We start from the raw sequence: 23,177 nt of genomic DNA, 5'->3' as shown, positions 1-23,177 counted from the left end.
ATCAATGGATGTCACAAAAGCTGTAACTAAGATTACTGATAAAGCTGATAAAGAATATACAGGTAAAGAAGCCGGTAAATTACACGCCGTAGGCGATAAAGTTTACTATGAAGTAACAATCAAGAATACAGGTAACCAAACAATTACAGGTTTAACAATCAATGATGAAAAATTAAAGATCACAGATTTAAAACTGGAAAACTTGAATATTTTACCAGGTGGGTCTTATACGCATGAATTCACAGTGCCATATATTGTGACACAAGCAGATTTAGATAGTAAAGATAACTTAGTTAACACAGTTAAAGTCTCAGGTAAGACACCAGGTGGAGATATTCCAGAAAAACCAGGTAAAACAGATACACCAACAGACAGTGAACCTAAGATGGATGTCACAAAATCAGTTCGTAAGATTACTGATAAAGCTGATAAAGAATATACAGGCAAAAAAGCTGGTAAGATTCATGCCGTAGGTGATAAAGTTTACTATCAATTCACAGTGAAGAATACAGGTAATGTAACAATCACAAAATTAACAGTTAATGATGATTTATTGAATGTTAAGGATTTAGTAATTGATAATATCAAGATTGCACCAGGTCAATCAGCAACATATGACCTTCAAGCTCCACACGTTGTAACTCAAGCAGATATTGATGCTGGTAAAGTTACAAATGTTGTGAAAGCAATCGGTACAACTCCAGGTGGAGATACACCTGAAGAACCAGGTAAAACAGATACACCAACAGAACAACAACCAAGTTTAACAGTTGTTAAATCTGTAACTAAGATTACAAGTGCTGATGGTTCTAAAGTTTACTCAGATCATAAATACCATAAGTCTGGCGACAAAGTTTACTATGAATTCAAGATTACGAATACAGGTAACGTGACACTTAATAAAGTGATTATCAACGATGCTAAATTAGGTATGAAGAATGTTGTAGTTGACTTAGCTCAAATGAAACAAGCTCTCCACCCAGGACAAAGCTATGTTTATAAAGCTAAGACACCTTATGTTGTAAAACAAAGTGATTTAGATCAAAAAGTAAACACAGTTGTTAATACTGTAAAAGTAATCGGTGAAACACCAACTGGTGAACGTACACCGGAAACACCAAGTACTGTCAAAACACCAGGTGAACCAGAAAAACCTGCACAACCTAAATTACCTGCCACAGGTGACCAAGGAAGTGTTGCTAGTTTAATGGGAATTTTGGTAAGCATGATTGGGGCAATGATGTTAATTTTCACAAGAAGAAAATTTAGCTAATTAGCTCACAAAAAGAAAGATGTTGATGATAGATTTTGATTTATCATCAACATCTTTTTTTTCTTTTGAAGAATGTTAAAAAGTTGATGAAATTAGGCTTCCTTATGCGGAATTTAATTGCAACTGAGCGGAGTATCTTGTAATATTGAGAAAGGCGTATTTACTCAAAAAACGTTGAATATAATGAAGCAAAAAAATTTTGTGAATAAGTATATTCCTAAAAAGATTTGAAATATAAACAAGTGAGGAATTAGAAGCGATGACAAAACTTTTAGTTAAAGGAAAACAAAGATTAAGCGGTGAAGTAACAATTGGTGGTGCAAAAAATAGTACCGTCGCATTGATTCCGGCTGCAATTTTAGCGGACACAAAAGTTAAATTTGATAGTGTACCTGATATTTTAGATGTCCGTAATTTAATGTTAATTTTAGAAGAAATGAATGTTAGTTCACATTTTGATAATGGAGTCTTAGAAGTTGATCCAACACAAATTGCTAAAACACCATTACCAGGTGGAGCCATTCAAAGTTTACGCGCATCATATTATTTTATGGGTGCATTATTAGGTAAGTTTGGGGAAGCTGTTGTTGGTTTTCCTGGTGGAGATAATATTGGTCCACGTCCGATTGATCAACACATTAAAGGGTTTGAAGCATTAGGAGCACATGTTGAAGAAAAAGATAATGCGGTTTATATCACAACCGGTCCCGATGGATTACGGGGAGCAACTATTTTCTTTGATTTGGTTTCTGTCGGAGCAACAATTAATGTGATGTTAGCGGCTGTTCGTGCTAAAGGCACCACTATCATTGAAAATGCGGCAAAAGAACCAGAAATTGTTGATTTAGCGACTTTCTTGAATAATATGGGAGCTCATATTCGGGGAGCTGGGACTGGTATTATTCGGATTGAAGGTGTCTCGACTTTGAAATCACATAATACACATACAATTATTCCTGATCGGATTGAAGCTGGAACTTATTTATCTTTAGCAGCAGCTAATGGTGAAGGTGTCTTAGTTAAAAATGTTATTACTGAACACTTAGAACCTTTTATCGCTAAATTAATTGAAATCGGTGTGGATTTGGATATTCGTGAAGATAGTATTTATGTACCTAAGAGTCACAATTTAAAACCTGTGACTGTAACGACATCACCATTTCCGGGATTTGCGACTGATTTACAACAGCCGATTACACCGTTATTATTACAAGCACAAGGCAATTCAATGATTATTGATACTTTATATCCAGAACGGATTAAACATATTCCAGAAATGCAAAAAATGGGTGCGCAAATCACAACTCAAGATGGAATTATTAAAATTACCGGACCAACTACTGATTTAACAGGTGCAGTTGTCGAAGCTGGTGAAATTCGAGCAGGTGTTTCCTTGTTGGGATTAGCTTTAATGGCTGACGGAATGACTGTGATTGAACAAGCTGATAATATTTTACGTGGATATGAACGTTTAATTGAAAAGTTTGCTGGACTTTCTGTTACTTTAGAAATCGAAGACTAGGAGGAATCGTTAATGCCAACGAGTGAACTCACATTAGGAAAACTTGAACGGAAAACGCTGAAAGAAATTTATGCGTATGCCCGTGAATATAAGATTCCTAATTATAGTCGTATGAATAAAAAAGAACTCTGTTTAGCTGTAATTCGTGCTGAAGCAGAGCAACAAGGTTATTTTTATATGACAGGTATTTTAGATATCGTGTCGCAACAAGATGGTTTTGGTTTTTTACGTCCGATTAATTATGGTCCATCCCAAGAAGATATTTATATTTCCGCGTCACAAATTCGACGTTTTGGCTTGCGGAATGGTGATAAGATTGCTGGAAAAGCACGTCCGCCAAAAGCTAATGAACGTTATTATGGTTTGATGTATGTGGAAAGTGTGAATGGTAAAGCTCCTGAAGAAGCAAAAGGACGTCCTCATTTTCCGGCATTGACGGCTTTATATCCTGAAAAACAAATTGTGCTATCAACAACTCAAGAACAGTTATCTACACGTATGATTGATTTGTTTGCGCCAATTGGATACGGTCAAAGGGGGTTGATTGTGGCACCACCTAAAGCGGGTAAAACCAGCTTATTAAAAGCGATTGCGAAAGGTTTGAAAGCTAATAATCCTGATGTGAACTTGATTGTCTTATTAATTGATGAACGCCCAGAAGAAGTTACTGATTTAGAACGGACAATTGATGGTGAAGTTGTATATTCTACTTTTGATCAAAAACCCGAAAATCATGCCCGCGTTGCAGAATTAGTTTTAGAACGTGCTATGCGTTTGGTTGAAGATCAACAAGATGTTGTGATTTTACTTGATTCATTAACTCGTTTGGCACGGGCGTATAATTTAGTCGTACCACCAAGTGGCCGGACTTTGTCGGGTGGTTTAGATCCAGCAGCGTTATATCATCCGAAAAAATTCTTCGGTGCCGCGCGTAATATTGAAGAAGGCGGAAGTTTAACAATTTTGGCAACGGCATTAGTTGATACTGGAAGCCGCATGGATGATGTTATTTATGAAGAGTTTAAAGGAACTGGTAATCAAGAATTACAATTAAGTCGGGAATTAGCAGAACATCGTATTTTCCCAGCCGTTGATATCAAACGTTCCGGAACACGAAAAGAAGATTTGTTATTAAGTAAATCAGAACTTGATGCCATTTGGAATTTACGCCGGAAAATGTCTGGTGTGATGGTTCGTGATACTGAACAAATCTTGCAAATGTTAAGTAAAACTAAAAATAATTCGGAATTTTGCCGAGAAATTAAAAAAATCAAATAATTTGTTTTTAAAAACTAAAAGATGATTGCACCAAAATAAAATTCATGCTATTATGATGATTGTTATATTACAAAGAATAACTCTATTTCAGCAAATGAATTAGGGCAAAGGAGCGAAATTAATAATGAGAAACGGAATTCACCCAGATTACCACAAAGTAGTCTTCTTAGATTCAGCTACAGGATACAAATTCTTGTCAGCTTCAACAAAACATTCAGCAGAAACAATTGAATGGGAAGATGGTAACACATACCCATTAATCCGTGTTGAAATTTCTTGTGACTCACACCCATTCTACACAGGTAAACAAAAGTTTACACAAGCAGATGGTCGTGTGGATCGTTTCAACAAGAAATACGGTTTTACAAAATAATTTTAAGTGCAGCTTAAGTACTTATTCAAAAAAGCGTAACAAGTTTAATTACTTGTTACGCTTTTTTGTGGTTTGTTTTTGCCAAAAAGTAGCGAGGCTATTTTGGAGTTGTTGAGGTGTAAAAACGATTTCTAATTGTTGCCAATGTGCTGGGAAGAATTGGCGATAATTGAAAGTTGTAAAACGAGTATCAATTAGTAAGACAACACCAACATCTTCATTTGTACGAATAACACGACCAGCAGCTTGTAAAACGTTATTTAAGCCGGGAAGTTGATAGGCATATTGAAAACCGGGATCGGCTTGATCATTGAAATAAGATTGCAGTTCTTGACGTTCGGCTGTTTGCACCGGGAGTCCGACTGTAATAATTGCGACTCCACTTAAACGTGAACCTTTTAAATCAATACCTTCAGAAAAAATACCTCCTAAAATAGCAAAAACTAAAAGCGGTTCTTGCGGATCTGGGGTAAATTCAGCTAAAAAGTCGGCGCGTTCTTCCATCGTCATCTCAGGAGTTTGTTTTAAGATACGCACATGGGGATAACTTTCTTGGAAAGCGGTGCTCAATTGTTCTAAATAGGTATAAGATGGTAAAAATACTAAATAGTTCCCGAGATGACTCGTAATCATTGTGGATAAGGTCTGGACAACTTGCGGTAAACTATTTTTTCGTTGTGAGTAAGTTGTTGGCAAATAATTCGGGATAATTAATTTTAGATTTTTAGGATCAAAAGGTGAAGGTAGCTGATAAGCCAAGCTTTGTGGATTGTTGCCTAACATTTTTTGATAATAATTAATTGGTGAGAAGGTTGCTGAAAAGAGCACCTTACTACCAGCTAAAGCTAAATCTTCTTGTAAAAGGCGACTTGGATTTAACGAAAAGACTTTCACAATTAAATCGTTTGTTTGGTCAGATAATTGTAATGAAATACGGAATGTATCATCGAAGAAATCAGCAATTTTTAAGAATGCATGACAAGCTAAAAATACTTCTAAAACAGCTTCTTTCAGACTGCTATCAGGAACTTCTTTTAACCACCGTGAAGTATAGGTGATAAACTGTTGCATACGTAATTCTAAATCTTTTAAACGTTCATCTAAAATTAATTGAGTTTGTTGATTTTCAATTAAGACAGTTTTTAAAACATCAAAAGCATTTAAGAGTTGTGTTAAACGTTTAGCTAAAGCTTTGGGTAAATTATTAGTTTGAACTTTATTTAATAAATCAGCGACAGCTGCGGCCGAGACTTCTTTAGTGTACATACTCTTGGAACGAGCGATTAAATTATGTGCTTCATCAATTAAAAGGCAATTTTGTAAATTGCGGAAATTAAAGAAGCGTTGTAAATAAACTAAAGGATCAAAAAGATAATTATAGTCACAAATAATAACGTCACAAAATAAACTTGTATCTAAAGAAAATTCAAATGGGTCTACATTATGTTTGCGGGCGTAGGTGGTGATTGTTTCTTTAGTGATGATTGTTTCATTTTCTAAAATATCGAAAATCGCACCCTCAATACGATCATAATAACCAATGAAAAAAGGGTTTTTGTCATCAGGCAAACCGACTTCTTCTGGGAAGGTAATCTGATCTTTAGCCGTTAAAGTGATACTGTGGAGCTGAATATGTTGTTGCATTAATAATTCTAATGTTTCTTCAGCCACATGCCGGGTACTTTGTTTAGCTGTTAGATAAAAGATACGATTAATTTTGGATTCACCCATTGCTTTTAAGGCGGGGAATAAAGAAGAAATCGTCTTACCTGTTCCAGTTGGAGCTTCGGTAAAGAGTGTCTTACGTAAAGCAATTGTTTTATAAACTGCGGCGGCCAGTTCCCGTTGATTTTTTCGGTATTGTGGAAATGGAAATTCGAGTGTTTGTAACGATTGATTCCGATTTTGTTGGAGCGTTTGTGTGAAAAGAATTAAATCAGTATATTTTTGGATTAATTCATTAAAGAAAGAACTAATTTCAGCATAATTAAAGATTTCGCTTTTAGTAGTAATTTCTTCAGTTGTTGTTTGATAGTAGATTAATGAACATTTCAGTTCATCTAAATTATTTTGGGTCATTAAAATATATGCATAAACTTTAATTTGTCCCCAATATAATTGTAATTTACTGGCAGGTAAATCTTGGAACTTAGGTGAAGAAGTTTTGATTTCTAAAATTTCTTCATTTTCAATCCAACCATCAACACGTCCTTGTAAAGTGATTTGTTCGCCAGCGATTTCGATGGGGTATTTTACGCTAGCTTCAGCTTGAATTTCCGCCGGCCAGTCAGCTTGAATTTCTCGGTGGATATTAGCACCTTCTAAAGCGGATGTTTGGCTATTTGTGCTAGATGATAAATCGCCTGAACGTAAGAGTAATTCAACTAATTCACGAATACCAATAGTTTTTTCAAGCATGCTTGGGACCTCCTTTCGTCAAAAGTAATTAAGTTATCAACTATTATAGACTAAATTAAGTAATGCGCAAAAATGGGCGATTAGGTTAACGAAAGTGATTTTTAGAGTAAAACACGAACAATAAATAAAATTTTAAAAAATATTTTACAAAAAACAGAAAATAATGTATATTAGTTGAGTAATGTTTTCTCAATAAACATAATAATGTTCGGAAAAAGGGGATTAATTGTGAAAAATAAAATTAATGCATACTTCGGTATCGAGGAACTAGGATCAACAATCAAACGAGAAATGTTAGCTGGTTTTACAACTTTCATTTCGATGGCTTATATCTTATTCGTTAACCCAGCTATTTTAGGTGATGCTGGTATGGATAAAGGTGCTGTCTTTACAGCGACAGGTTTAGCAAGTGCGTTTGGTTGTATTATGATGGGGGTATTTGCCAAATATCCAATCGCCACAGCGCCAGCTTTAGGGATTAATGCTTTCTTCGCATACTCTGTATGTATTGGAATGGGTGTTTCTTGGCAAACAGCTTTAGCCGGTGTTTTCTTAGCAGGTATTATTTTCTTATTATTAACAATTTTCAAATTACGTGAAATGATTATCGATGCAATTCCAGTTGATTTAAAATATGCGATCAGTGCCGGAATTGGTTTGTTTATCGCTTTTATCGGATTACGTGGTGGTGGAATTATTGTTCCTAACAAAGAAACATTTGTTAGTTTAGGTCATTTCCAAGGAACAACATGGATTGCCGTGATTGGTTTAGTTGCAACAGGTGTTTTAATGTTATTAAACGTTCCTGGGGCTATCTTTATTGCGATGTTAATTTCTGCTGTATTTGGTGTTGCGACAGGTATGATTGATGCACCAACTCATTTTGTGTCTAGCGTGCCAAGTTTGAAACCAACATTGTTCCAAGCTTTTACACACGTGACAGATATTAACAGTGTTCAATTAGTTGTTGTTGTTTTAACTTTCTTATTAGTTACATTCTTTGATACAGCTGGTACATTAATCGGTTTAGCACAACAAGCTGGTTTCATGAAAGATAATAAAATGCCACGTGTTGGCCAAGCTTTACTTTCAGATTCTTCAGCCATGGTTGTAGGTGCGTTATTAGGTACATCTCCAGTAGGTGCTTACGTTGAATCATCTGCCGGGATTGCTGTTGGTGGACGTTCTGGGTTTACAGCCGTAACAACAGGTGTCTTGTTCATTTTAGGTTTGTTCTTCTCACCATTATTAAGTGTAGTTACTCCTCAAGTTACAGCTTCTGCTTTAATTATTGTTGGTGTTTTAATGGCGCAAAACATGGCTAAAATCGAATGGGGTAAATTAGAAATCGCGATTCCATCATTCTTAATTTTGATTGGTATGCCGTTAACATATAGTATTTCTGATGGTTTAGCATTAGGTATTATCATGTACCCAATCACAATGATTGCTGCTAAACGTGGTAAAGAAGTATCTCCATTGATGTATGTTTTATTCTTCGTCTTTGTTGGCTTCTTGTGGATTTTAAATGCACCAAAATAAATGATAAATTGGGACTCTCAGCATTGTGAAAATGCTGGGAGTTTTTTATTTGGATTTAAAAAATTGAAAGCCAGCTGTGTTAGTATATAATTGAATTAATAAGAAAAAGATAGGGTTGGTAAGTATGGTAAGGAAAGTAATCGTGTCCGTTTTAGTTAGTTTTGACGGATATATGGCAGATGAACAAGGAGATACAATGCCATTAATGAAAAACTATAAAAAAGATCTCACTTACATTAAAAAAATTACGACGCCAGCTGATTTTGATACGATTATTGTGGGGAAAAATACATATTTAAAAGAAGCGTATGAATTAACAGAATTAGCAAAAAAAGGTAAAAAAATATATGTCTTAACTCATCAACAAGATTTAGCTATTAAGGTGAAGAATTTGTTCTTTGAAGATTGTGATGTAGCTGAATTAGTGGAACGATTACAACAACAACCCGGAGAAAATATTTGGGTGTATGGTGGTAGTCACGTGATTAATCAGTTTACTAGTCGTGATTTAGTAGATGAAATTCATCTTTATACAGTTCCGATTGAGCTTAAACAAGGAATTGTCTTATTTGACGCTCGCTATCAGCCGCCAACTGTGGAGTTGTTAGAAATTACACAAAATGATGAAATTACTTATTCACGTTGGGGTAAAGGTGTTACAAATGAATAATGATGCCCTTAATCAACGTAAAAAATTAGCACATAATATTGTGAACATTTATCAAGTTGAAATGAGTCAATTAGATCAACATTCGTTTGTTGTACCGCAAGGAATTGCTGAAACAGCACCTTTAAGTTTGAAACCGATTAAAATTTTTGTGAAAGATGAAAATGTTTTATACCGGATCCAACATTTACCTCAAGAGGCTAAAATCGGTGTGATGAATTTTGCGAATCCAGTAGAACCCGGTGGAGGATTCTTGTTAGGGATTAATGCTCAAGAACAAGCTTTGTGTCGGAATACCTTTTTGTATCCAGAATTATTGAAACATCGGCAAACATATTATTTGCAAAATTTTACTCATAATCATGATTTTTTATATAGTGATGCATTAATTTATGCGCAAAATATTAAAGTGTTACGTGATGAAAAAGAAGATCAGATTTTACCGTATTTTAAATATGTTGATATTATCACGATTGCCGCCCCTAACTTACGGCGTATGAAACAGCAGCATCTCCCGCTAGATTATGCAAAAATCAAAGAGAGTTTAACTGCGAAGATTTTGGCGACATTACGGATGTTTAAAGAACAGCGTTGTGATTATTTAATTTTAGGTGCTTTTGGTTGTGGTTCTTTTGAAAATGATCCACAACAAGTTGCGCAAATTTTTGCTGAGTGTTTAAAACGTACGGAATTTTTAGGTGCTTTCAAAGAAATTTATTTTGATATTTTAGGAGATGAACATCTTTTTCAAGTCTTCCAAGCTAAATTATTAACAGATTTTAAAGGTTAAGTAAAAAGCTTGAAAAGATAGATAAAAAGGACTAATATTAACTTATGCGATGAGTCGAGAGAAGATCAGGTGATAGAAATATCATTTTGCTGTTAGCAACTAGTGATCTGCATTTCGAAGCAGAACACAATGTCACCGGAATGTGACGTGTTTGATAAAGAATAATGTGAATATTCTTGTCATAGTTAACTTTTTGTTAGCTACTGTCTAAAAGCTACCATTTGTCTTTTGAATTAGATGGATGGTAGCTTTTTTTAAACAATGGATTTAGAAAAAATAGGGGGAATTATCATGATATACATTATTATTATTGTTGTTTTAGCAGTTCTTATTTTCGGTTATATTTCACTTTATAACGGATTACAACGGGCAAAGATTTATACAGAAGAAGCTTGGAGTCAAATCGATGTTCAATTAAAACGTCGGAATGATTTAATTCCAAACTTAGTAGAAACAACAAAAGGCTATGCTAAACACGAAAAAGATACATTATCTCAAGTTGTTAGTTTAAGAAATCAAATGACACAAATTCCAAGTGGAAATCATCAAGAAAAAATGGCTGTGTCTGATCAATTGAGTAATTCTTTGAAAACTGTGTTCGCTTTAGCTGAAAGTTATCCAGATTTGAAAGCTAATACAGAATTTACAAAATTAATGGAAGAATTAAGCAACACAGAAAACAAGATTGCTTACTCTCGTCAATTATTTAATAGTAGTGCTGCTAGTTATAACCAAAAATTAGTTACAGTACCATCAAATATCGTAGCTAATATTCATCATATGAAGAAGGTTGGCTACTTAGAAACTCCAACTGACGAAAAAGTAGCACCTAAAGTTGAATTTTAAAAAGAAGAAGGTTTAGAATAAATGTTGTATGAACAAATCGCTCAAAATAAACGAAAAACCATAGTGGTCATGTTTGCCTTTTTAGGTTTCGTTTTATTAGTGGGTGCGGCATTAGGCTATGTGTTTTATGATAGTGTAATTGCTGGTGTTTTAATGGCTTTATTTTTAGGCATTGGTTATATGGCCATTATGATTGGTCAAGCGACAGAAGTGGTGATGCGCATGAATCATGCACAAGAAATCACCGATGTGCAACAAGCACCTGAATTATGGCATATTATTGAAGATATGGCACTTGTGGCTAAAGTTCCGATGCCGCGTGTGTTCATTATTGACGATGCTAGTCCGAATGCTTTTGCCACAGGTCAAAAACCAGAAAAAGCGGCTGTGGCTGTGACCACTGGTTTGTTAGCACGTTTGAATCGGGAAGAACTGGAAGGCGTTATCGCCCATGAAGTTTCTCATATTCGTAATTATGATATTCGTTTACAAAGTACAGCCTTAGCTTTAGTTGCAGTAGTTTCTTTACTATCTAATATGGCTATGAATGCTTTTTGGTGGGGCGGTGGACGTCGCCACGATGATGAAGAAGAAACCAATCCGATTGTGACTGTTTTAATGATTTTAGGTTCGTTGTTCGTGATTGTTTTAGGACCGTTAGTTGCAACTATGATGCAGTTAGCTTTATCGCGCAACCGTGAATATTTGGCAGATGCGTCAGCTGTAGAGTTGACACGTAATCCCCAAGGCTTGATTTCAGCCTTGCGAAAAATTAGTCAAAGTGAACCGATGGAACATGTAGATAAATCAAGTGCAGCTTTATATATTGATAATCCTTTTAAAGAAGAAGTAAGTGATTTATTTGCAACTCATCCGCCGATTGAGGCACGGATTAAACGTTTAGAATCAATGTAGTTTTTGAATGGAGATGAGCGAGTTGCGTGACAATGTAGTTTACGTACATCTGGAAAAATTAACGCATATGGTGCTATCTTATGGGATTAAGATGGAAGATTTTGTGAATTCGGTTGATCATGTTCCGGAAAAAATTTTATCGATTGCACCAGTCAATTTAGAGAATGAAATTGATATTAATACTGGTTTAAATATGGTGATTGGGCAAAAAAATGTTAAAAAATATTTGCTTAATCGTCAAGAAAAGAAACGTTCCTGGGTGGATTTTGAAGATCAATATAATCTTGAAGAAGTTAAACCGCGGGAAGTCTCGGAATTGTTATATTTAGGTCATGCTTATAGTCATTTACGCTCACCTTTTTATTATAAACTCCAAAACAATTATGCTTTTTTAACTTTACCAAATGGTTCATTGAAAATTTATTATCGATATTTAAATGATTTTTATACTGTTTTTTCATATAGTTTATTGCAGCATGCTACAGCATCTTTTCGGGATAAACGGCCGATTATGTCTTTGCGACAAAGAATCGCACCACTCCCAGAAGAGTTAGTCCAAGAATTAATGCCGGTCTTTTTAAATGGAGCGGTCTTTGATTTTAATACTGTCCAAGCTACTAATACACAATTGAAAATTCCGGTTTTGATTGCACCGGATACAATTTATGAAATTAAATGGTATGAACCAACTCGCTTAGTTGAAAGATCAGAATTGGTTGCTAATTTAAAATATTCATTTCCAAAACGTAAATGGGATTTAGAAATTATTGATCAAATGGCTTTTGACATGCAATGTCTTTAAACGAAAGTGAAGTAGCTGATAGTTACTTCACTTTTTTTGTTAGCATGCAAAAAAATTAAGATATGATACAATAACAACGCGAAAAGAAATCAGTGTGTGAAAGGGACGATTAAATATGAAGATGCAATTGGCTGAAATTGCACAAGCTTTACAAATAGAATCACAACCAGCTTGGGAGGACATTATTGTTACAAGTGTTTGTTTCGATAGTCGGAATCTTGAGCCAGGGGCCTTATTTATTCCGTTAGTAGCGAATAATGACGGGCATGATTATGTGCAGTCAGCAATTGAAAAAGGTGCCGTTGCGACATTATGGCAACTTGATCACCAAGAACAAATTGTTGATTTACCACAATTACTTGTACCTAATAGTTTACAAGCGTTACAAAAATTAGCTAAGTATTACTTAAATAAAATTAATCCACAAGTTGTTGCCATTACAGGTAGCAACGGTAAAACAACAACGAAAGATATGACGGCTGCTGTTTTAGCAACACAATATAATGTGCAAAAAACACAAGCTAATTTTAATAATGAAATCGGTGTTCCGTTAACTATTTTAGCCATGGAACCTCATACAGAGATTTTAGTTGTGGAATTAGGGATGGATCATCCGGGTGAGTTAACTGTCTTAAGTGAATTAGTTGAACCGGATGTTGCTGTGATTACTATGATCGGGGAAGCTCATTTAGAGTTTTTCGGAACTAGAGATAAAATTGCGGACGCTAAGATGGAAATTGTCACCGGTTTAAAAGAAGATGGCGTTTTGATTTATAAAGGTAATGAACCTTTATTACAAGAACGTGTGGCAAAAATTTCACAAGAAAGTTTAACTTTTGGCATGGATGAGGCAGTTCTTGTTGATTATCAAGCAGAGCAGATAAAAAGTGATGGTGTGCAAACTCGTTTTATGATTAAAAATCATAATACACCAGAACTCACGATTCCATTAATGGGTGAATATAATGTAGCGAATGCTTTGGCAGCTAGTGCCGTGGGTGAATATTTCCATATTACTGGAATGAATTTACAAAAAGCTTTACGTGAATTTGCTTTGACGAAAAATCGGACAGAATGGGTCTCTGGAAAACAAGGTGCGAGAATTTTAAGTGATGTTTATAACTCTAATCCAACAGCAGCAAAGGAAGTTTTGAAAACAATTGCTGATTTACCAGTTGTTGGTGAAAAAATCGTAGTCTTGGGAGATATGTTAGAGTTAGGGACACAAAGCGCTCAATTGCACGCTTCTTTAGCAGAAGTTATTAATGCAGATGAAATTTCTCAAGTTTATTTATGTGGGGAAATGATGCGTCATTTAGGTGAAGTTTTAGCTGATAAGATGCCGGCTGAACGAATTCATTTATATGATGTAACTGATAAAGAACGCTTATTAGCTGATTTACAAAAAGAAATTAAGTCGGATGATTTAGTTTTGGTTAAAGGAAGTCACGGCATCCATTTAGAAGAAATCGTGGCTGGTTTAGCAGAGTAATTTGCTTTTAGTTGCTAATGGTGGTAATATATATAGAATAAGTAGAAAAAAGGGCTTTACAAGGCAGTATGTTAATTAATTAATAAGAATCTGAACTGTGTTGTAAAGAAGTAAATAATGAAGTGTTATTTACGGAATTTGTATGAGATACAATTAGGAGGAAATATTAATTGAAATTTAGCGAACTAGGTCTTGATAAAGAGTTGTTGGAAGCTGTCGACCGTAGTGGCTTTGAAGAAGCTACACCAATCCAAGCAGCAACTATCCCATTGGCATTAACAGGGAAAGATGTAATTGGACAAGCACAAACAGGGACAGGTAAAACAGCAGCTTTTGGGTTGCCAATCTTACAAAACATTGATACACAAGATCGGCACATTCAAGCTATTATCGTATCACCAACTCGTGAATTAGCGATTCAAACGCAAGAAGAACTTTATCGTTTAGGTAAAGAAAAGCGTGCTAAGGTCCAAGTTGTTTATGGTGGTGCAGATATCCGGAGACAAATTAGCTCCTTAAAACGTGGCCCACAAATTTTAGTTGGGACACCAGGACGTTTACTTGATCACATTAAACGTCGTACAGCTGATCTTAGCCATGTGAAAATGGTAGTTTTAGATGAAGCTGATGAAATGTTAGACATGGGATTTGTTGAAGATATTGAAAGTATTATTGAAGCTGTTCCAAAAGAACACCAAACATTACTTTTCTCAGCAACAATGCCGCCAGCAATTTTAAAAATTGGCGAAAAATTCATGCACAATCCAGAAATCGTGAAAATTAAAGCAAAAGAATTAACAACTGATTTAGTTGAACAATACTTTGTTAAAGCACGCGATTATGAAAAATTTGATTTAATGACACGTTTCTTAGATATCCAAGCACCTGATTTAACAATCGTGTTTGGTCGTACAAAACGTCGTGTTGATGAATTATCTAAAGGTTTAGAAGCACGTGGTTATAACGCTGCTGGTATCCATGGTGATTTATCACAACAACGTCGGATGTCAATCTTGAAACGCTTTAAAGAAGGTAAGTTAGATATCTTAGTTGCGACAGACGTTGCTGCCCGGGGATTAGATATTTCTGGTGTAACTCACGTTTATAACTATGATATTCCACAAGATCCAGAAAGTTATGTTCACCGTATTGGTCGTACAGGTCGTGCCGGACAACATGGTGTTTCTGTGACATTTGTAACTCCAAATGAAATGGATTACTTACGTGTAATTGAAAAATTAACTAAAAAACGGATGGATGCTTTACGTCCACCAACAGAAAAAGAAGCATTCCACGGTCAAATTAGTGCTGCTTTAGATGATATTAAAGAATTAATTAACGATACAGAAACAGCTAAGTATGAAAAACAAGCAACAGAATTGTTAGCTGAATATGATGCTTTAGATTTAGTAGCTGCATTGTTAAATGATATGACTAAAGATGATGCTCAAAAAGTACCTGTTAAGATTACACCAGAACGTCCACTTCCACGTCGCAAACGCGGTGGTAATGGTAATGGTCGTTACCGTGGTGGTAGCCAACGTAAAGGTGGCAAATCTAACGGTGGCGGACGTCGTTACGATAAGAAACGTAACAGCCGTTCATCTAATTCTAAAGGTAAATTTGATAACCGTCGGAAATCAAATTCTAGCTCTAAATCAAAAGGATATACAATCCGCACAAAGAAAAATAAATAATTAAATTTCAAAACTGAAAGCTGAATAGCTTTCAGTTTTTTTCTTTTGTAAAACAAATTATAATGCAAGCGATAATAGTTTTTGATACAATCAGTAAGAGAATTAAAGCGAGGAGGAATGATGATGATTTATGGAATTGGTATTGATATCACCGAAATAGCTCGCTTTCGTAAAATGGCAGAAAAACAACGGTTAACGCTGTTTGCACAAAAAGTGTTAACCCCTAATGAGTATGAAATTTTTATGGGTTTAACTGGAATTCGTGCTTTAGAATTTATTGCGGGACGTTTTTCAGCGAAAGAATCTTACAGCAAAGCATTAGGGACAGGAATTGGAAGTGCCGTAACGTTTCAAGATTTAGAAATATTAAAAAATCAAGCAACAGGACAACCGATTATTACTAAACATCCCCGTGAGGAAGAAATGAAGGCTTTTATTTCCATCTCACATACGCAAGATGTTGTAATGACAGAAGTTATCTTAGAGCTTTGAAATAAAGAGGTTGAAGAAAAATGGTAGTAGGAGTTCACCGAAAAACAAAAATAAAAATTGATTTGAAGGCTATTGGTAAAAATGTTGCGAATATAAAAAAAGAATTACCACCAGAACAAAATTTATTTGCAGTTGTGAAAGCAAATGCTTATGGGCATGGTTTGGAACAAGTAGCTTATGCAGCACGTGAAGCTGGAGCGAATGGTTTTTGTGTGGCTGTAATTGATGAAGGAATCGCGTTACGTCGTGCCGGAATTGCAGAAACAATTTTGATTTTAGGTGTTAATCCACCTTCTGAAGCTGTTTATTTAGCAGAAAATGATTTATCGATCGCGGTTGAATCAATGGAATTTTTGGAAAAATCGCAAGCCTATCTGAGCCAAGCGAAACAAACTTTAAAAGTACACATCGCTTTAGATACAGGGATGGGTCGGATTGGTTTTAGAAATCCAGCTGATTTACAAAAAGCGCTTGATTTTCTTAAGGAACATCAAGAACAGTTTGATTTTGAAGGTATTTTTACGCATTTTGCCACAGCAGATAGTGCGGATGATACTTATTTTAAACAACAACTTGCTAAATTTAATGAATTAATGACAGTTGTGAAAGAACGTCCTCGCTATGTTCATGTGGCGAATACGGCAGCGTCATTATGGCATCAGACATGTGGTGGGAATACGATTCGTTATGGTGTAGGAATGTATGGTTTGAATCCTTCTGGTAATGAATTAGCTACGCCAGAGCCTTTATATCCAGCGTTGAGTTTAGTGAGTGAAGTCAGTGCTGTTAAGAAAATCAAAGCTGGTGACAAAATTGGTTACGGGATTACTTATACAGCGAAAAATGATGAATGGATTGCGACAATTCCGATTGGTTATGCTGATGGCTGGTTACGACGGATGCAAGGGTTTGAGGTTTTAGTACAAGGGCACCGTTGTGAAATTGTTGGTCGGGTTTGTATGGATCAAATGATGATTCGGGTTCCGCATAAAATCCCGCTAGGAACATTAGTAACTTTAATTGGTGAAGACCATGGTGAAGTAATTACGGTGCAAGATGTTGCTGATTATGCACAAACGATACATTATGAAATTATTTGTGATTTATCATTGCGCATCGATCGGGTCTATTGTTAAATAGTAAGCAAAAGTGCTATGATAAATTGAATGGAAATTTTGGATGAGGAGTTTTGGTGATGACCAATCATAAAGATGAAACCCAGGAAGTTATACAAATACTCGCAGAATGTGCCAATTTATTGGAGTATTGTGAATTTTATGCTATTGATTTAGAAGAAATTAAAACTAATCCTGAAATTACAGAACATATAATTAAAAAACAAGCACTGTTAGAAAGTTTGATTCAAGGATATCGAGAAATGTCTGAAATTAATCAAGATATTTGTCAAGAATTCCTGAGTTGTGATGATTGTGAAGCAATTATTCAACTAGAAATTGAACAAGAGGAGGATCAAGAATAGATGACAACAGGTAATGTCAAACGCGGTGATATTTATTATGCCGATTTGTCACCGGTCGTAGGTTCGGAACAAGGTGGCGTCCGACCTGTATTAGTTATTCAAAATAACATTGGTAATAAGTATAGTCCGACTGTGATTGTCGCGGCGATCACTTCGAAGATTTCTAAACCAAAAATGCCAACACATATTGGTCTTTTAGCTAAAAAAGTCGGGTTGGAACGTAATTCGGTTGTTTTATTAGAACAATTAAGAACAATTGATAAGCAACGTTTGAAAGATCGTGTTACGCATATTGATGATGAATTAATGGAAAAAGTTGATTATGCTTTAAAAGTTAGCGTTGGGCTAGCTGACATACATATTAATAAACGTAAATAAAAAAACAACAGCTCTTTTGATTGGTCAAGAGCTGTTGTTTTTATTTAATTTGAATTAAGCTTGTAAGTCTTCGATTTCAGTAACTTTGAAGTTTTTACGTTCTAAGTTAGCAACGATGCGATCAAGACGTTCGCGGCTGATGTTAGCAGGTAAAGTGAATAAAATACGACGAACTAATTCACCTTGCACATCAAGTGTCATACAGTTTGCGATTGATGTATATTTTGTAATGATTTTTGCGATTTCTACTAAATCACCACGTTCACCAGATGAAGCAACTGTTAAGACATAGCTACCAATATTAACGTTCCATGATTGAGATAACATTTCTAATAATTTAGCATGAGTTAAAATACCAAAGAAATGATTGTTTTCATCTAAAACAGCAATATATGGTAAATCTTTAATACTAAAGAAGATATTAAAGAAAGCTGAATCTAAAGAAACGAATTTTGTAGCATTTTTTAATAAGTGAGTAACAGGTAATGACATATCACCGCCGCGAGATTTGTGACGATAGATGTGCATTTTATAAATGTTACCACGGAAAAGTGAACCAGTTTCATCTAAGATTGGCACACAACGGAATCCAGAATTTTCTAAGACTTCTAAAGCCTCAGCTAAAGTGATGTTTTCACTAACTGTTGTTAATTCTTTTTTAGGACGCACTAAAGTTTTTAATAACATGAGAATCCCTCTTTTCTCTTTTGATAATAAAACATTATTTTAATTATAATAACATATCTCAATCCAAATAAGTATGAATTGTTTTGAAAATAAGGGTATTTCGTCATTTACAGGAGTTTTTTAGTTAAATTCCAGAGAAAATTCAAAGTTAGAACGGTCGTGTGGTATATTATACATATCGGATAAAATTTGAAGGGATTAAATATTAGATGAGTACGATGATTGAAATAAAAGATTTGAGTTTTCGCTATCCGCAACAAACTGAATACGCGCTAAAAAATGTCTCTTTAGAAATCCAAGCAGGTGAGTGGGTTGCGATTATTGGACATAATGGTAGCGGGAAAAGTACTTTAGCGAAAGTTATCGATGGTTTAGAATTACCAGAAACAGGCGAAATTAAAATTAATGGTCAAGTTTTGAATCCTAAAACAGTTTGGGATATTAGAAAAGAAATTGGAATGGTTTTTCAAAATCCAGATAATCAATTTGTTGGTGCAGATGTCGCTGGCGATGTGGCTTTTGGATTAGAAAATCAAGCTATTCCACGAGATGAAATGATTGAACGTGTACAACGCGCGCTGGAAGCTGTTGATATGGCTGAGTTCAGTGATCATGAACCCGGAAAATTATCAGGTGGTCAAAAGCAACGTGTGGCGATTGCTGGTGTATTAGCTGTAGCTCCACGTATTGTTATTTTTGATGAATCGACGAGTATGTTAGATCCGCAAGGACGCCGGGATATTATTGCTTTAATTCGTGAAATGAAAGAAAAACGAGGCTTTACAGTTTTATCTATTACACATGATATTGATGAAGCGGCATTAGCTGATCGAATCGTGGTTGTCAAAAAAGGTGAAATTAAAAAAGTTGGCACACCGGCAACTGTATTTACTTATGGTGATAAATTAATTGAACTTGGTTTAGATATTCCATATCAAGAACGTTTAAAAGCTGAAATGAAAAAACAAGGATATGATGTACCACAAGATTATCTATCAACAGAAGGGATGGTGGAATGGTTATGTCAATCGATTTTGAACGATTAAGCTATACTTATCAAGCTGATAGTCCTTTAGCGTTTCAAGCGTTGCATGAAATAACTTTCACTATACCTGAACACAGTTATACAGCAATTATTGGGCATACTGGGAGTGGAAAATCTACTTTATTGCAACAACTGAATGGTTTATTAAAACCTACAACAGGTTCAGTTACAATTAATGGGCAAACTATTACTGCTGAAACAAAAAATAAAGAATTGAAAGAATTGCGTCAAGAAGTGGGATTTGTTTTCCAATTTCCAGAAGCGCAATTATTTGAAGAAACAGTTTTAAAAGATATCGCTTTTGCTCCACAAAATTTTGGTAAAACAGAAGAAGAAGCGTTAGAAATAGCACGCCAAAAAGCTCGGTTAGTTAATTTACCAGAAGAAGTTTGGGAAAAATCACCATTTGAATTATCAGGTGGTCAAATGCGTCGTGTTGCGATTGCGGGGATTTTAGCGATGGAACCGAAAATCTTAGTATTAGATGAACCAAGTGCTGGTCTTGATCCGAAAGGCCGTTTAGAAATGATGGAATTATTTGAAAGTTTACATCAAGAACAAGGTTTAACAATTGTACTAGTGACACACCAAATGAATGATGTGGTAAATTATGCTAATCAAGTAATTGTGTTAGAAAAAGGAACTGTTATTAAAGAAGGAACACCGGATGATATTTTTAGTCAACCCGATTGGCTTAAGGAACATCATTTAGGTTTGCCGGATACATTGACTTTTGCATATCGTTTAGCTAAAAAAGGGATTCCGTTTAGTGAGGGGATGCCATATGATGAAGCGAGTTTAGCTCATTATTTAGGTGAGTTAATTGTGAAACGAGGTGCTAATAATGGATAAAATTTTACTTGGTCGTTATATTAAAGGGAATTCTTTAATACACCAATTAGATCCTCGTTTGAAAATCTTTTTGAGTTTTTATTTCATTGGAATTATTTTCTTATGTAATAATTGGCAAACTTATGGTTTGTTAGCTGCTTTAACTTTAGTTTGTGTTTGGTTAACACATGTGGGAATTGGCTTTTTTGTCAAAGGGTTAAGACCTTTATTATGGTTGATTTTATTTACAGTTGTAGTCCAAATTTTGTTCTCAACAGGGGGCGAAGTTTTATGGCAATTAGGTTTTATTAAGATTACAGATGTTGGTTTAAAAGATGCAGTCTTTATTTTCTGTCGGTTTGTGTTAATTATTTTTATGTCAACGTTATTAACTTTGACAACGACACCGTTAGAAATTGCCGATGGATTAGAATCGTTAATGATGCCTTTGAAGAAATTACATGTACCTGTTTATGAAATAGCGTTAATGCTTTCGATTGCTTTGCGTTTTATTCCGTTATTAATGGATGAAACAACAAAAATTATGAATGCTCAACGTTCACGGGGATTGAATTTTGCAGAAGGAAATTTATTACAAAAGGCTAAATCAGTTATTCCCTTATTAATTCCTTTGTTTATTAGTTCATTTAATCGCGCTGAAGAATTAGCATATGCGATGGAAGCGCGTGGTTATCAAGGTGGCGAAGGTCGCACAAAATATCGAGTTCAAATTTGGCAAGGTAAAGATACGGTTGCTTTAATTTTATTTGGTGTGATAACTCTTGCGTTAATTTGGTTAAGAAGTTAAGATAATAAAATAAATTGAAATGTGAAAGGTGTTTTCATGACCCAACGTTATAAAATTGTTTTAGCATACGATGGCACAAACTTTGCCGGTTTTCAAAGACAACCGCAACAAAGAACAGTTCAATCTGTGTTAGAAAATGCTTTAAACAAAATGAGTAAAAAAGATGATTATATTACGATTCATGGCTCCGGGAGAACGGATTCCGGAGTACATGCGTTAGGGCAAGTCGTCCATTTTGATTTTCCGCATCATATTCCAGCTGAAGGAATGTTACGCGGTTTAAATAGTATGATGCCGTTAGATTGTGAAGTCAAAGCTTGTGAAATTGTTTCTGATGATTTTCATGCACGCTTTACTAATCATGGTAAACGGTATGTTTATCGGGTGAGTCAAGGTGAATTTGTCGATCCTTTTAAACGGCTTTATACAGGTCATTATAAATATAAATTAGATTTATCCCGGATGGAAGCAGCGATGGAAGATGTGATGGGAACCCATGACTATTCTAGTTTTGTTGCGGCGGGTAGCCAAACAACTAATCATGTGCGTACGATTTACGAAGCAAAAGTTTATCGTGATCAAGCAAATGATGAGATTGTTTTTGAATTTTGTGGGAATGGTTTTTTATATAATCAAGTTCGGATTATGGTAGCGACTTTATTAGAAATCGGGAATGGGCGGCGGCCGATTCATGACTTCTTACGTTTGTATGAAGTTAAAGATCGAAATGAATGTCGCGAAACAGCGCCAGCGAGTGGATTATATTTAAAAGAAGTTTATTATCCAGAAAATGATGAAAAAAAGAGTATTTCTAATTGACTTAAGATATAAATAATCGTAATATAGAGTATGGTATTGTTTGCCCCACAGTAAGCCCCGTTCAAACTTATTGTTAGTCAAACATGCAGAAAAATTGGAGGAAATTAATCGTGCGTACAACATATATTGCAAAACCAGGCGAAGTAGAACGTAAATGGTATGTAGTGGATGCAACAGACATCTCTTTAGGTCGTCTTTCATCTACAGTAGCATCAATTTTACGTGGTAAAAATAAACCAACATTCACACCTCACGTTGATACAGGTGACAATGTGATTATCATCAATGCAGAAAAAGTTGCATTAACAGGTCGTAAAGCTGACAACAAAATGTATTACCGTCACTCAAACCACCCAGGTGGCTTGAAACAACGTTCAGCTGGTGACTACCGTGCAAAAGACCCTGAAAAGTTAATCGCTTTGTCAGTTAAAGGTATGCTTCCAAAAGGTACACTTGGTCGTCAAATGGCTAAGAAGTTACATGTTTACCGTGGTGAAGATCACAAACATGCAGCTCAACAACCAGAAGTATTAGATATCAACAACTTAATCTAGGAGGAAAATGAATTGGCTAAAGTACAATATTTCGGCACAGGCCGTCGTAAAAATTCCGTTGCTCGAGTTCGCCTAGTACCAGGTACAGGTAAAATCGTTATGAACGGTAAACCAGCAGAAGAATACGTTCCATTCGCAAACTTACGTGCAGTTATGGTGCAACCTTTTGATGTAACAGAAACAGTAGGTGCCTATGATGTTATCGTTAACGTTAACGGTGGTGGATATTCTGGTCAAGCTGGAGCTACACGTCATGGTATTGCACGTGCATTACTTGAAGTAGATCCTGACTTCCGCGCAGTCTTAAAACGTGCAGGTCTCTTAACTCGTGACCCACGTATGAAAGAACGTAAGAAACCAGGTCTTAAGAAAGCTCGTAAAGCTTCACAATTCTCCAAACGTTAATATTTTTATATCAATGTTGGAAGGGCGTTTTGCATTAGTGCAAAACGCTTTTTGTGTATTAGG

24 protein-coding genes are annotated in these 23,177 nt (G+C 35.3%); 22 read left to right on the top strand and 2 right to left on the bottom strand.

The genetic code is table 11. The features are described 5' to 3' along the window. The 4 genes from G540_RS0101775 to G540_RS0101760 all read left to right on the top strand — a co-directional run. Nucleotides 1-1,273, top strand: a 1,273-nt coding sequence (locus tag G540_RS0101775) for an LPXTG cell wall anchor domain-containing protein (RefSeq protein WP_155885125.1), incomplete at its 5' end; no start/stop codon positions are given. A 259-nt stretch (nucleotides 1,274-1,532) separates the two neighbouring features. Beyond that, the gene (locus tag G540_RS0101770) at nucleotides 1,533-2,795 is read left to right on the top strand and encodes a UDP-N-acetylglucosamine 1-carboxyvinyltransferase (protein ID WP_027106617.1); all 1,263 of its coding nucleotides are present in this window, start codon (nucleotides 1,533-1,535) and stop codon (nucleotides 2,793-2,795) included. Nucleotides 2,796-2,807: 12 nt separating this feature from the next. Continuing rightward, a complete protein-coding gene (rho, locus tag G540_RS0101765) occupies nucleotides 2,808-4,073 on the top strand; it encodes a transcription termination factor Rho (protein WP_027106616.1) in 1,266 nt (421 codons plus the stop codon). A 124-nt stretch (nucleotides 4,074-4,197) separates the two neighbouring features. After that, nucleotides 4,198-4,446 carry a type B 50S ribosomal protein L31 gene (locus G540_RS0101760; RefSeq protein WP_027106615.1) on the top strand — a complete coding sequence of 83 codons (249 nt, stop codon included), beginning with the start codon at nucleotides 4,198-4,200 and terminating at the stop codon, nucleotides 4,444-4,446. A gap of 48 nt (nucleotides 4,447-4,494) precedes the next feature. On the opposite strand, the gene G540_RS0101755 is transcribed toward G540_RS0101760, so the two are convergent. Then, on the bottom strand, nucleotides 4,495-6,864 hold the full coding sequence (locus tag G540_RS0101755; protein ID WP_027106614.1) for a helicase C-terminal domain-containing protein: 2,370 nt from the start codon (nucleotides 6,862-6,864) through the stop codon (nucleotides 4,495-4,497). A gap of 228 nt (nucleotides 6,865-7,092) precedes the next feature. Between G540_RS0101755 and G540_RS0101750 the strand changes: the two genes are divergently transcribed. From G540_RS0101750 to G540_RS0101695, 12 genes are all read left to right on the top strand, one after another. Next, nucleotides 7,093-8,406 (top strand): NCS2 family permease, encoded by a 1,314-nt coding sequence (locus G540_RS0101750; protein ID WP_027106613.1) that lies wholly within the window; start codon nucleotides 7,093-7,095, stop codon nucleotides 8,404-8,406. 124 nt (nucleotides 8,407-8,530) lie between these two features. Continuing rightward, entirely contained in the window at nucleotides 8,531-9,076 is a 546-nt protein-coding gene (locus tag G540_RS0101745; RefSeq protein WP_027106612.1) for a dihydrofolate reductase family protein, read from the top strand. Further along, complete coding sequence (locus G540_RS0101740; RefSeq protein WP_027106611.1) at nucleotides 9,069-9,863, top strand: TIGR02452 family protein; 795 nt, start codon at nucleotides 9,069-9,071, stop codon at nucleotides 9,861-9,863. Before G540_RS0101745 ends, G540_RS0101740 begins: the two co-directional genes overlap by 8 nt. A gap of 291 nt (nucleotides 9,864-10,154) precedes the next feature. Further along, entirely contained in the window at nucleotides 10,155-10,709 is a 555-nt protein-coding gene (locus G540_RS0101735; protein WP_027106610.1) for a LemA family protein, read from the top strand. A 21-nt stretch (nucleotides 10,710-10,730) separates the two neighbouring features. Continuing rightward, nucleotides 10,731-11,624 (top strand): zinc metalloprotease HtpX, encoded by an 894-nt coding sequence (gene htpX, locus G540_RS0101730; protein ID WP_027106609.1) that lies wholly within the window; start codon nucleotides 10,731-10,733, stop codon nucleotides 11,622-11,624. Nucleotides 11,625-11,631: 7 nt separating this feature from the next. After that, on the top strand, nucleotides 11,632-12,426 hold the full coding sequence (locus tag G540_RS0101725) for a hypothetical protein (protein ID WP_152973817.1): 795 nt from the start codon (nucleotides 11,632-11,634) through the stop codon (nucleotides 12,424-12,426). 115 nt (nucleotides 12,427-12,541) lie between these two features. Next, nucleotides 12,542-13,918, top strand: a complete 1,377-nt coding sequence (locus G540_RS0101720; RefSeq protein WP_027106607.1) for a UDP-N-acetylmuramoyl-tripeptide--D-alanyl-D-alanine ligase — start codon at nucleotides 12,542-12,544, stop codon at nucleotides 13,916-13,918. A gap of 170 nt (nucleotides 13,919-14,088) precedes the next feature. After that, complete coding sequence (gene cshA, locus G540_RS0101715) at nucleotides 14,089-15,615, top strand: degradosome RNA helicase CshA (RefSeq protein WP_027106606.1); 1,527 nt, start codon at nucleotides 14,089-14,091, stop codon at nucleotides 15,613-15,615. A gap of 123 nt (nucleotides 15,616-15,738) precedes the next feature. Then, entirely contained in the window at nucleotides 15,739-16,107 is a 369-nt protein-coding gene (acpS, locus tag G540_RS0101710; RefSeq protein WP_027106605.1) for a holo-ACP synthase, read from the top strand. Nucleotides 16,108-16,127: 20 nt separating this feature from the next. Next, nucleotides 16,128-17,243, top strand: coding sequence for an alanine racemase (alr, locus tag G540_RS0101705; protein ID WP_027106604.1), 1,116 nt, complete (start codon nucleotides 16,128-16,130; stop codon nucleotides 17,241-17,243). Nucleotides 17,244-17,302: 59 nt separating this feature from the next. Beyond that, complete coding sequence (locus tag G540_RS06845) at nucleotides 17,303-17,587, top strand: hypothetical protein (protein ID WP_051188917.1); 285 nt, start codon at nucleotides 17,303-17,305, stop codon at nucleotides 17,585-17,587. After that, the gene (locus G540_RS0101695; RefSeq protein WP_027106603.1) at nucleotides 17,588-17,965 is read left to right on the top strand and encodes a type II toxin-antitoxin system PemK/MazF family toxin; all 378 of its coding nucleotides are present in this window, start codon (nucleotides 17,588-17,590) and stop codon (nucleotides 17,963-17,965) included. A 54-nt stretch (nucleotides 17,966-18,019) separates the two neighbouring features. On the opposite strand, the gene cbpA is transcribed toward G540_RS0101695, so the two are convergent. Then, a complete protein-coding gene (gene cbpA, locus G540_RS0101690) occupies nucleotides 18,020-18,652 on the bottom strand; it encodes a cyclic di-AMP binding protein CbpA (protein WP_027106602.1) in 633 nt (210 codons plus the stop codon). A gap of 209 nt (nucleotides 18,653-18,861) precedes the next feature. Here cbpA and G540_RS0101685 point away from each other — a divergent pair, with 209 nt between their 5' ends. From G540_RS0101685 to rpsI, 6 genes are all read left to right on the top strand, one after another. Next, nucleotides 18,862-19,698, top strand: coding sequence for an energy-coupling factor ABC transporter ATP-binding protein (locus G540_RS0101685; protein WP_027106601.1), 837 nt, complete (start codon nucleotides 18,862-18,864; stop codon nucleotides 19,696-19,698). Beyond that, entirely contained in the window at nucleotides 19,674-20,549 is an 876-nt protein-coding gene (locus G540_RS0101680) for an energy-coupling factor ABC transporter ATP-binding protein (RefSeq protein ID WP_027106600.1), read from the top strand. The genes G540_RS0101685 and G540_RS0101680 overlap by 25 nt, the downstream gene beginning before the upstream one ends. Further along, complete coding sequence (locus tag G540_RS0101675; protein WP_235807535.1) at nucleotides 20,539-21,336, top strand: energy-coupling factor transporter transmembrane component T family protein; 798 nt, start codon at nucleotides 20,539-20,541, stop codon at nucleotides 21,334-21,336. The genes G540_RS0101680 and G540_RS0101675 overlap by 11 nt, the downstream gene beginning before the upstream one ends. Before the next feature lie 36 nt (nucleotides 21,337-21,372). After that, the gene (truA, locus tag G540_RS0101670) at nucleotides 21,373-22,155 is read left to right on the top strand and encodes a tRNA pseudouridine(38-40) synthase TruA (RefSeq protein ID WP_027106598.1); all 783 of its coding nucleotides are present in this window, start codon (nucleotides 21,373-21,375) and stop codon (nucleotides 22,153-22,155) included. 110 nt (nucleotides 22,156-22,265) lie between these two features. Further along, nucleotides 22,266-22,709, top strand: a complete 444-nt coding sequence (gene rplM / locus G540_RS0101665; protein WP_027106597.1) for a 50S ribosomal protein L13 — start codon at nucleotides 22,266-22,268, stop codon at nucleotides 22,707-22,709. Between the two features lie 12 nt (nucleotides 22,710-22,721). Next, nucleotides 22,722-23,114 (top strand): 30S ribosomal protein S9, encoded by a 393-nt coding sequence (gene rpsI / locus G540_RS0101660; protein ID WP_027106596.1) that lies wholly within the window; start codon nucleotides 22,722-22,724, stop codon nucleotides 23,112-23,114. Nucleotides 23,115-23,177: the final 63 nt, after the last annotated feature.

This window comes from Ligilactobacillus ceti DSM 22408 (assembly GCF_000423245.1).
GTDB lineage: Bacteria > Bacillota > Bacilli > Lactobacillales > Lactobacillaceae > Ligilactobacillus > Ligilactobacillus ceti.
Note: the sequence above shows the minus strand (reverse complement) of the source record. Positions and strands in the feature narration are given on the sequence as shown.

Excerpts from the sequence above, each read along its gene's own strand:
- G540_RS0101680 (WP_027106600.1), top strand. The coding sequence starts at position 19,674 with ATGTCAATCGATTTTGAACGATTAAGCTATACTTATCAAGCTGATAGT.
- G540_RS06845 (WP_051188917.1), top strand. The coding sequence starts at position 17,303 with ATGACCAATCATAAAGATGAAACCCAGGAAGTTATACAAATACTCGCA.
- truA (WP_027106598.1), top strand. The coding sequence starts at position 21,373 with ATGACCCAACGTTATAAAATTGTTTTAGCATACGATGGCACAAACTTT.
- G540_RS0101735 (WP_027106610.1), top strand. The coding sequence starts at position 10,155 with ATGATATACATTATTATTATTGTTGTTTTAGCAGTTCTTATTTTCGGT.
- G540_RS0101760 (WP_027106615.1), top strand. The coding sequence starts at position 4,198 with ATGAGAAACGGAATTCACCCAGATTACCACAAAGTAGTCTTCTTAGAT.
- G540_RS0101745 (WP_027106612.1), top strand. The coding sequence starts at position 8,531 with ATGGTAAGGAAAGTAATCGTGTCCGTTTTAGTTAGTTTTGACGGATAT.
- G540_RS0101770 (WP_027106617.1), top strand. The coding sequence starts at position 1,533 with ATGACAAAACTTTTAGTTAAAGGAAAACAAAGATTAAGCGGTGAAGTA.
- cbpA (WP_027106602.1), bottom strand. The coding sequence starts at position 18,652 with ATGTTATTAAAAACTTTAGTGCGTCCTAAAAAAGAATTAACAACAGTT.
- acpS (WP_027106605.1), top strand. The coding sequence starts at position 15,739 with ATGATTTATGGAATTGGTATTGATATCACCGAAATAGCTCGCTTTCGT.
- G540_RS0101685 (WP_027106601.1), top strand. The coding sequence starts at position 18,862 with ATGAGTACGATGATTGAAATAAAAGATTTGAGTTTTCGCTATCCGCAA.
- G540_RS0101720 (WP_027106607.1), top strand. The coding sequence starts at position 12,542 with ATGAAGATGCAATTGGCTGAAATTGCACAAGCTTTACAAATAGAATCA.
- rho (WP_027106616.1), top strand. The coding sequence starts at position 2,808 with ATGCCAACGAGTGAACTCACATTAGGAAAACTTGAACGGAAAACGCTG.
- G540_RS0101740 (WP_027106611.1), top strand. The coding sequence starts at position 9,069 with ATGAATAATGATGCCCTTAATCAACGTAAAAAATTAGCACATAATATT.
- alr (WP_027106604.1), top strand. The coding sequence starts at position 16,128 with ATGGTAGTAGGAGTTCACCGAAAAACAAAAATAAAAATTGATTTGAAG.
- G540_RS0101755 (WP_027106614.1), bottom strand. The coding sequence starts at position 6,864 with ATGCTTGAAAAAACTATTGGTATTCGTGAATTAGTTGAATTACTCTTA.
- G540_RS0101725 (WP_152973817.1), top strand. The coding sequence starts at position 11,632 with ATGGAGATGAGCGAGTTGCGTGACAATGTAGTTTACGTACATCTGGAA.
- htpX (WP_027106609.1), top strand. The coding sequence starts at position 10,731 with ATGTTGTATGAACAAATCGCTCAAAATAAACGAAAAACCATAGTGGTC.
- G540_RS0101695 (WP_027106603.1), top strand. The coding sequence starts at position 17,588 with ATGACAACAGGTAATGTCAAACGCGGTGATATTTATTATGCCGATTTG.